Annotated in this window: 11 protein-coding genes; 10 read left to right on the top strand and 1 reads right to left on the bottom strand. The window is 28.1% G+C overall.

The genetic code is table 11. From position 1 onward, the window contains the following. The first annotated feature begins 266 nt into the window (after window positions 1-266). Together RWY47_RS09995 and trmB are read left to right on the top strand one after the other, a co-directional pair. The gene (locus RWY47_RS09995) at window positions 267-395 is read left to right on the top strand and encodes a hypothetical protein (protein ID WP_021431238.1); all 129 of its coding nucleotides are present in this window, start codon (window positions 267-269) and stop codon (window positions 393-395) included. 71 nt (window positions 396-466) lie between these two features. Continuing rightward, window positions 467-1,108, top strand: coding sequence for a tRNA (guanosine(46)-N7)-methyltransferase TrmB (gene trmB / locus RWY47_RS09990; protein ID WP_170074657.1), 642 nt, complete (start codon window positions 467-469; stop codon window positions 1,106-1,108). 10 nt (window positions 1,109-1,118) lie between these two features. Here trmB and RWY47_RS09985 read toward each other — a convergent pair whose 3' ends face one another. Then, entirely contained in the window at window positions 1,119-1,382 is a 264-nt protein-coding gene (locus RWY47_RS09985; RefSeq protein WP_021431236.1) for a hypothetical protein, read from the bottom strand. 188 nt (window positions 1,383-1,570) lie between these two features. On the opposite strand from RWY47_RS09985, the gene RWY47_RS09980 reads away from it, so the two are divergent. From RWY47_RS09980 to RWY47_RS09945, 8 genes are all read left to right on the top strand, one after another. Next, on the top strand, window positions 1,571-1,774 hold the full coding sequence (locus RWY47_RS09980) for a hypothetical protein (RefSeq protein WP_021431235.1): 204 nt from the start codon (window positions 1,571-1,573) through the stop codon (window positions 1,772-1,774). Window positions 1,775-1,853: 79 nt separating this feature from the next. Beyond that, complete coding sequence (locus RWY47_RS09975; protein WP_021431234.1) at window positions 1,854-2,423, top strand: hypothetical protein; 570 nt, start codon at window positions 1,854-1,856, stop codon at window positions 2,421-2,423. Window positions 2,424-2,524: 101 nt separating this feature from the next. After that, window positions 2,525-2,998, top strand: a complete 474-nt coding sequence (gene accB / locus RWY47_RS09970; RefSeq protein ID WP_224170313.1) for an acetyl-CoA carboxylase biotin carboxyl carrier protein — start codon at window positions 2,525-2,527, stop codon at window positions 2,996-2,998. A gap of 13 nt (window positions 2,999-3,011) precedes the next feature. Further along, window positions 3,012-4,367: an acetyl-CoA carboxylase biotin carboxylase subunit gene (accC, locus tag RWY47_RS09965; RefSeq protein ID WP_025161918.1), complete on the top strand. Its 1,356-nt coding sequence runs from the start codon at window positions 3,012-3,014 to the stop codon at window positions 4,365-4,367. A gap of 18 nt (window positions 4,368-4,385) precedes the next feature. Further along, the gene (accD, locus tag RWY47_RS09960) at window positions 4,386-5,282 is read left to right on the top strand and encodes an acetyl-CoA carboxylase, carboxyltransferase subunit beta (RefSeq protein ID WP_021432934.1); all 897 of its coding nucleotides are present in this window, start codon (window positions 4,386-4,388) and stop codon (window positions 5,280-5,282) included. Further along, the gene (locus RWY47_RS09955) at window positions 5,263-6,213 is read left to right on the top strand and encodes an acetyl-CoA carboxylase carboxyltransferase subunit alpha (protein WP_226883297.1); all 951 of its coding nucleotides are present in this window, start codon (window positions 5,263-5,265) and stop codon (window positions 6,211-6,213) included. The genes accD and RWY47_RS09955 overlap by 20 nt, the downstream gene beginning before the upstream one ends. A gap of 205 nt (window positions 6,214-6,418) precedes the next feature. Then, window positions 6,419-6,679, top strand: a complete 261-nt coding sequence (locus RWY47_RS09950) for a stage V sporulation protein S (protein WP_021431229.1) — start codon at window positions 6,419-6,421, stop codon at window positions 6,677-6,679. 99 nt (window positions 6,680-6,778) lie between these two features. Continuing rightward, a complete protein-coding gene (locus RWY47_RS09945; RefSeq protein WP_021431228.1) occupies window positions 6,779-6,967 on the top strand; it encodes a small, acid-soluble spore protein, H family in 189 nt (62 codons plus the stop codon). Window positions 6,968-7,168 lie beyond the last annotated feature (201 nt).

Below are 7,168 nucleotides of genomic sequence, written 5' to 3'. Positions count from 1 at the left end.
ACTCTATATGGGTATAATATATATATAAATTTGTTTTTATATAAATTTATGTAATAAAATTGAAAGGATGTATTAAAATGAAAGTTAAAGTTGCAGATACAGCTGTAAAAACATTAAAAGATATTTTAGCTGACAGTCAAGATAGACCTAAAAATATAAGAGTTTATTTTGCAGGAGTAGGATGAGGCGGTCCATCATTTGGACTTGCTCTGGATGAGCAAAGCGGAGATGACCTTAACTACGAAGTAGAAGGTTTAAACTTTATAATGAGTACAGAAGATTACAATAACTATGGAGATATAGTTATAGAAGATACTGGTTATGGATTTAGAGTTGCACCAGAAAACCAAGCTGACGGTGGATGCGGCGGAGGATGTTCTGGCTGTGGAAATTAATTAATAACTAATTAAAGAGTATTGGGCTTCCAATGCTCTTTAATTTTGAATAAATAAAATAGGAGTAAATCATGAGAAGACGTAAGAAAAAAGGCGCCGACATTAGATTATTAAGTTTTGAAGAATATGTTATAAAAGGTGACGATATAAACTTCAAAGGAAAGTGGAATGAAAAGTTTGAAAATCCAAACCCTATACACGTTGAATTTGGTACAGGAAGAGGTCAATTTATAACAACTTTAGCAAAACAAAACCCAGAGATCAATTACATAGCTATGGAAATAAAAGAAGAGGTTTTATTAAAAGCAGTTGAGAAGGCTGTTGAAAACAACTTAACTAACATAAAGTTTGTATGGGGAGATGTAAATAACATCTTAACTTATTTTGAGGAAAATGAACTTTCTAGAGTTTATGTAAACTTTTGTGATCCATGGCCTAAAAAAAGATGGAACAAAAGAAGATTAACATATAGAGGATTTTTAGAGAATTATAAAACTATATTAAATTCAAATGGTGAAATTCACTTCAAAACAGATAATGAAAAACTATTCGAATTTAGTTTAAATGAGTTTTCAGAAGCTGATTTAAAACTTAAAAATATAACTTTAGATTTAGCTAATAGTGAATTTGAAGGTAATGTAACAACTGAATATGAAGATAAGTTTATGTCTTATGGCATGAAAATATATAGAGTTGAAGGTATTAAACGATAAAAAAATGGAGTTAAAAAACTCCATTTTTTCTTTTCATACAATAAAGTCCGAATAAAATTATAACTACGTATATGAAATATAATGTTATATTAACAAATTGAAGGTTAATTCCAAATATTGCATCGGGTAGTAAAGCTAAAATCGCTGATATAGAAATAAGTAATGGATTTATAACTATTTGCTTATCACTTCTTAAAATCATAATCTTCCCGGCCCATACAAAAGACAAAATGAAAAATAAAATTTTAAGTATAATCTCAATAGTATTTAACATAGTTAGACTCCCTTTTCCTCGATTATAAATAATAATTTAATAAATAAACATACAAAAAGTATACACAAAAGAATTAATTTTAACAAGATGATTTTAAATATAATGAAAATAATTTTAAAAACTTAGAATTTTATATCAAAATTATAAGTATAATATAAATATAAAAAAATTATTAAAAGGAGAGTATTATGTGTATATATTATTATAACAAGTTTAATTCTAACACTGTTGACGAGGAATCTTACTTCATTTTAAAACAAATTTTCGAATCTATAGATAATAATAACTTAAATAATGCTCAAAACTTAACTAAGAAGCTTATAGATATAGAAAAGGAAAAAGGAAATAACGATACAAAGTTTTTAGAAGACGCCTTAAAAACCTTAAGGTAAATAAAATTTAGTTAATACAAATAATATTAAGTGAATAATATCTTATATAGGGATATTATTAAATTACGGGGGAATGATTATGGACAAATCTTTTTTTAATTGGTATACACAATCACTCGGTGGAATTATAGGCCTTATAGCTTGTATGTGTGCTTATTTAAACGGGGACATGGCAGTTTATGGCAATATTCTTCACAATATAGATTCAATAGGCTTAGGAGGGCTTTTGGCAAGCTATACATTGATTCCTTTATGTATAGCCATAACAATTTTAGGAGTTTTTGAATCTTTCTCAAAAAATGAAAATTTACCAGATATAAATAAGACTATAGTTATACTAACAACTTTAATTGGATTTATAGGATCTAAATTATTTTTTATTATTCCAGCTATATTTATCTTATTTAAATATTATTCAAGTTTCATAGGTAACAGAAAAGAACTAAATACAAAAGTTTCTCAAGCAGTTCAAGTAATAGAAAATAAAAAAACAATTGTGAAAAATGAAGAAGCTAATAAAAATCTTATGAAAACTAAAATAGATATGGCTGTAGAACTCCTATTAAAAGGAGCCGATAAAAAATTCATCTGTGAAATTACAGGTCTTACTATTGAAGAGTTAGAAAGTATAGAACAAAGAATTGAATAAAAATAAAAGTGCTACTTTTTATAAAAGTAGCACTTTTTACTTTGCAAAACCATTTTTTGTGATATAATGTTAGTACCAGGTAATAATACAAGGAGGTAATTATGAAAGTAAATGAGATAAAAGAATTATTATTGACTATAGATAAAACTAATTTGACATATGTAAACTTAAAAGATGAGAAATTTATTTTAGAAGTCTCTAAAGGTGAAGTTCCCGTAAACACAAAAACAGTAGAAAACAAAAAAGAAGAACTTAAACTAACGGAAGTAAGTAGTGCATATGATGAAGCTAATAAAGAAGAGGCTTCTGTTGATTTAGAAGTTAGTAATGACAATATTCATGTAATAAAAGCTCCTATAATGGGAACTTATTATGAAGCATCAGGTCCGGAATCAAGTACTTTTGTAAAAGTAGGAGATAAAGTTTCAAAAGGAGATACTCTTTGTATAATTGAAGCTATGAAACTTATGAATGAAATAAATAGTGATGTAGATGGTGAAGTAGTTGATATATTAGTGTCTAACGAAGATTTAGTAGAATATAATCAGGCTATATTTAAAATAAAAACAATTTAATAGGAGGCAGTTTATGATTAAAAGATTATTAATTGCAAATAGAGGCGATATAGCAGTTAGAATAATTCGTACATGCAAGGAACTAAACATAGAAACAGTTGCTATATACTCTGAAATAGATAAAGAAAGTTTACACAGATACTTAGCTGATGAGTCTATATGTATAGGACCTAATAATATAAGTAAAAGTTACAATAACATCGATAATATAATATACTTAGCAAAAAAAATGAATTGTGATGCTATACACCCAGGATTTGGATTTTTATCAGAAAATGCTAAATTTGCTAAAGCATGTATTGATAATAATATAATCTTTGTTGGGCCTACACCTAATCAAATAGAGCTAATGGGGAATAAATCAAAAGCACGTGAGACTATGATTAGTTTAGACGTTCCAGTTGTTCCTGGATCGAAATCAATTTTAGAAGATAGAGAAGAAGCTAAAAAATTAGCTAAAACTATTGGATACCCCGTTATGATAAAAGCCTCTAGTGGAGGTGGCGGTAAGGGTATGAGAATAATTTACAATGAAAGTGAGTTTGATTCTTTATTTGATATAGCAAAAGCAGAAGCACTATCTTCATTTGGAGACAGTTCTTTATATATGGAAAAATATATTGAAAATCCAAGACATATAGAAGTTCAAGTATTTGGAGATAGTTTCAATAATGCAATACATCTTGGAGATAGAGATTGTTCTATGCAAAGAAGAAACCAAAAGCTTGTAGAAGAATCTTTAAGTTTTTATCTGGACGATAATCAAAGAAAAAAATTATATGATACAGCTGTAAAGATAACTAAAGGTGTAGATTATATCGGAGCCGGTACTATAGAATTTATTGTAGATAAAGACAAGAATTTTTATTTTATTGAGATGAACACAAGAATACAAGTTGAACATCCTGTAACAGAAATGATAACAGGTATAGACCTTATAAACTTACAGCTGCTTATTGCTAGTGGAAAAGAAATACCATTTAAACAAAATGAGATTAAATTTAAAGGTCATGCCATTGAGTGTAGAATAAATGCGGAAGACTCTGATAATGATTTTAGACCATGTCCAGGAAAGATTGAGTCTATTCATATACCAGGAGGATTCGGAGTAAGATTTGATACATTTATATATCCTGGATATACAGTACCACCTATATATGATTCTATGTTAGGGAAGTTAATTTGTATAGCTGACAGTAGAGAAGAATGTATACGTAGAATGAATAGAGCTTTAGATGAGATAATCATAGAGGGAGTTACTACTAACATAGATTTTCAAAAACAACTTATAAATTCTAATGAGTTTATGGATAATACTCATCATACTAAATTTATAGAAACTAGTTTTATAAAAAGCTTAAACGCTTAAGTTAAGGAGATTTTGATTATGATTAAGAAGTTCTTAAATAGAAAAGGTCAAAACTATGCAGTTGTTCATTTAAATCAGAATTTTAAAGAAAATAGTGTAGATGATAAGTTTTGGATTTATTGTGAAACTTGTAAAAGCCAAGTATTTAGAAAAGATATTGAAGAAAATTTAAATATATGTCCAAAGTGTAATAAACACTATGATTTTTCTGCTAGAAAAAGAATTAAATTATTATTAGATGAAAATAGTTTTGAAGAATTTGATTATGATTTAGAATTTAAAAACATATTAAACTTCCCTGACTATGAGACTAAGATATCAAAGTATAAAAATGCTACAAACGAAAAAGAAGCTGTTATAACAGGTAAAGGACTTATACATGGTGTAGAAGTCGTTTTATGTGTAATGAATCCTAAATTCATGATGGGAAGTATGGGAGCAATAGTTGGAGAAAAAATTACTCAGTCTATAGAGTATGCTATTGATAATAAACTTCCTGTGTTAATTTGTTGTGCATCTGGAGGCGCTAGAATGCAAGAAGGTATGATTTCTCTTATGCAAATGGCAAAAACATCTCAAGCACTGTCTAAATTATCAGATGCAGGACTTTTATATATATCTATACTTACTAATCCTACTACAGGGGGAGTTACTGCTAGCTTTGCAACTCTAGGGGATATAATTATAGCAGAACCTAATGCTTTGATTGCTTTTGCCGGCCCAAGGGTTATAAAACAAACGATTAAGCAAGATTTACCTAAAGGGTTTCAAACATCTGAGTTTTTATTAGAACATGGTTTTGTAGATCTTATAGTTAATAGAGACCAAATGAAAGATACTTTATTTAACTTATTAAGCTTACATGGTTATGATTATTGTAAAGAAGGTGATTTAATTGCACATACAGAACATTAGTTCGAAGGATGATATAAATAAGATAAAAGAAAGCATAAAACAATTAAAACAACTATCAAATCAAAGCAATATAGACTTAAGTTGCGAAATAGAAAAATTGGAAACAAAACTTAGAAACATTGAAAATACTACTCCTAAAGATTTATCTGCATGGGATAAGGTTTCTATAAGTAGAGATATAAAGAGACCAAATGCCGAAAATTACATAAAGAACATATGTTCTTTATTCATAGAACTCCATGGAGATAGACTTTATAAAGATGATCCATCAATAATTGGAGGAATCGGGAAAATAGGCGACTTCGAAGTTACGTTAATTGGTCATCAAAAGGGAAAAGATATAAATGAACAAATAAAAAGAAACTTTGGAATGCCGCATCCAGAAGGATATAGAAAAGCTCTAAGACTTATGAAACAAGCTGAAAAGTTTAATAGACCAATAATTACTTTTATAGACACTCCAGGAGCATTTTGTGGAATAGAAGCTGAGGAACGTGGTCAAGGAGAAGCTATCGCAAAAAATTTACTTGAAATGAGTTCACTTAAAGTACCTATACTCTCTATCGTTATAGGAGAGGGGGGGAGTGGAGGAGCACTTGGAATAGGCGTTTCAAATGAGATAGTCATGCTTCAAAACTCAGTTTATTCAGTTATTTCTCCTGAAGGATTATCAAGCATTCTATTTAAAGATTCCTCTAAATCTAAAGATGCTAGTGAAATAATGAAGCTTACTAGTTCGGATTTAAAAGACTTAGGAATAATAGATCATATTATAGAGGAACCATCTGGTACAGCTCATAGTGATTTAGAAGCTGTGTCAAATGATATTAAAAATTATATAATAAACAGATTAAGTTTTTATAAAGATTTTTCTAAAGATGAAATAGTAAATCATAGATACGGAAAGTTTAGAAACATAGGAGTCTATTAAGTAACCCTTAATAGACTTTTTTATACTTATGGAATTTATCTACTTAGACTATGCAAATAATCTGTGAAGCTTAGTTATATCAATATAATATTAAATTTAATATTAAAATAAAGGAGTTTTATTTTTTTTATAGAATTTGTAGTTAAATAGGATACTATACAATTTGATAATATTCTACAAAGAAACATAAGAGGGGGATGTTGAAATGGATGTATTAAAAGTTTCATCAAAATCTAATCCAAATTCTGTAGCAGGTGCTTTAGCTGGAGTTATAAGAGAAAATGGAAGTGCTGAAATTCAAGCTATTGGAGCAGGAGCTTTAAATCAAGCTATTAAAGCTATTGCTGTGGCAAGGGGTTTCGTTGCACCAAGTGGTATAGATCTAGTGTGTGTTCCATCATTTACTGATGTCAATATAGACGGAGAAGAAAGAACAGCTATTAAGCTTGTCGTAAATCCAAGATAAATTTTTAGAAACTTAGAGACTATGAAAATAGTCTCTTTTATTTTGAATAAGATATTTATATTAGGAAAATATAAGTTAAGAAATATAAGGAGGTGTATTATGCAACTTAGAAGAGCAGCAGAGATATGCAATAATAATGAAAATAATAATATAACACTTTATTATTACAATAAACCAGTAAAACTAGTTAGTGTTGACAATAATATTGGTACAGCTTATGTTAAATCTCTAAATGATGATTCGAAATTTGAAGTTGATTTAGAATCATTACATGAAAACGAAAAATAATAAAAAACGTCATTTTAAGCTAAATTAAACTTAAAATGACGTTTTTTATTATGAATTTGTAGTTTGATTGTATATATAATTATACCTATATAATATAAACGTGTATAGCAACTAAAATTATATGTATATATAGTTATTATAAAATTGCCATATATGTATATATGTGAAATTGCATTAATTATATATACATATATGAAGAGT

This window comes from Paraclostridium sp. MRS3W1 (assembly GCF_032465715.1).
Taxonomy (GTDB): domain Bacteria; phylum Bacillota; class Clostridia; order Peptostreptococcales; family Peptostreptococcaceae; genus Paraclostridium; species Paraclostridium dentum.
This window is presented reverse-complemented; position numbering and strand designations above follow the sequence as displayed.

Excerpts from the sequence above, each read along its gene's own strand:
- RWY47_RS09975 (WP_021431234.1), top strand. The coding sequence starts at position 1,854 with ATGGACAAATCTTTTTTTAATTGGTATACACAATCACTCGGTGGAATT.
- trmB (WP_170074657.1), top strand. The coding sequence starts at position 467 with ATGAGAAGACGTAAGAAAAAAGGCGCCGACATTAGATTATTAAGTTTT.
- accC (WP_025161918.1), top strand. The coding sequence starts at position 3,012 with ATGATTAAAAGATTATTAATTGCAAATAGAGGCGATATAGCAGTTAGA.
- RWY47_RS09950 (WP_021431229.1), top strand. The coding sequence starts at position 6,419 with ATGGATGTATTAAAAGTTTCATCAAAATCTAATCCAAATTCTGTAGCA.
- accB (WP_224170313.1), top strand. The coding sequence starts at position 2,525 with ATGAAAGTAAATGAGATAAAAGAATTATTATTGACTATAGATAAAACT.
- accD (WP_021432934.1), top strand. The coding sequence starts at position 4,386 with ATGATTAAGAAGTTCTTAAATAGAAAAGGTCAAAACTATGCAGTTGTT.
- RWY47_RS09945 (WP_021431228.1), top strand. The coding sequence starts at position 6,779 with ATGCAACTTAGAAGAGCAGCAGAGATATGCAATAATAATGAAAATAAT.
- RWY47_RS09985 (WP_021431236.1), bottom strand. The coding sequence starts at position 1,382 with ATGTTAAATACTATTGAGATTATACTTAAAATTTTATTTTTCATTTTG.
- RWY47_RS09980 (WP_021431235.1), top strand. The coding sequence starts at position 1,571 with ATGTGTATATATTATTATAACAAGTTTAATTCTAACACTGTTGACGAG.
- RWY47_RS09995 (WP_021431238.1), top strand. The coding sequence starts at position 267 with ATGAGTACAGAAGATTACAATAACTATGGAGATATAGTTATAGAAGAT.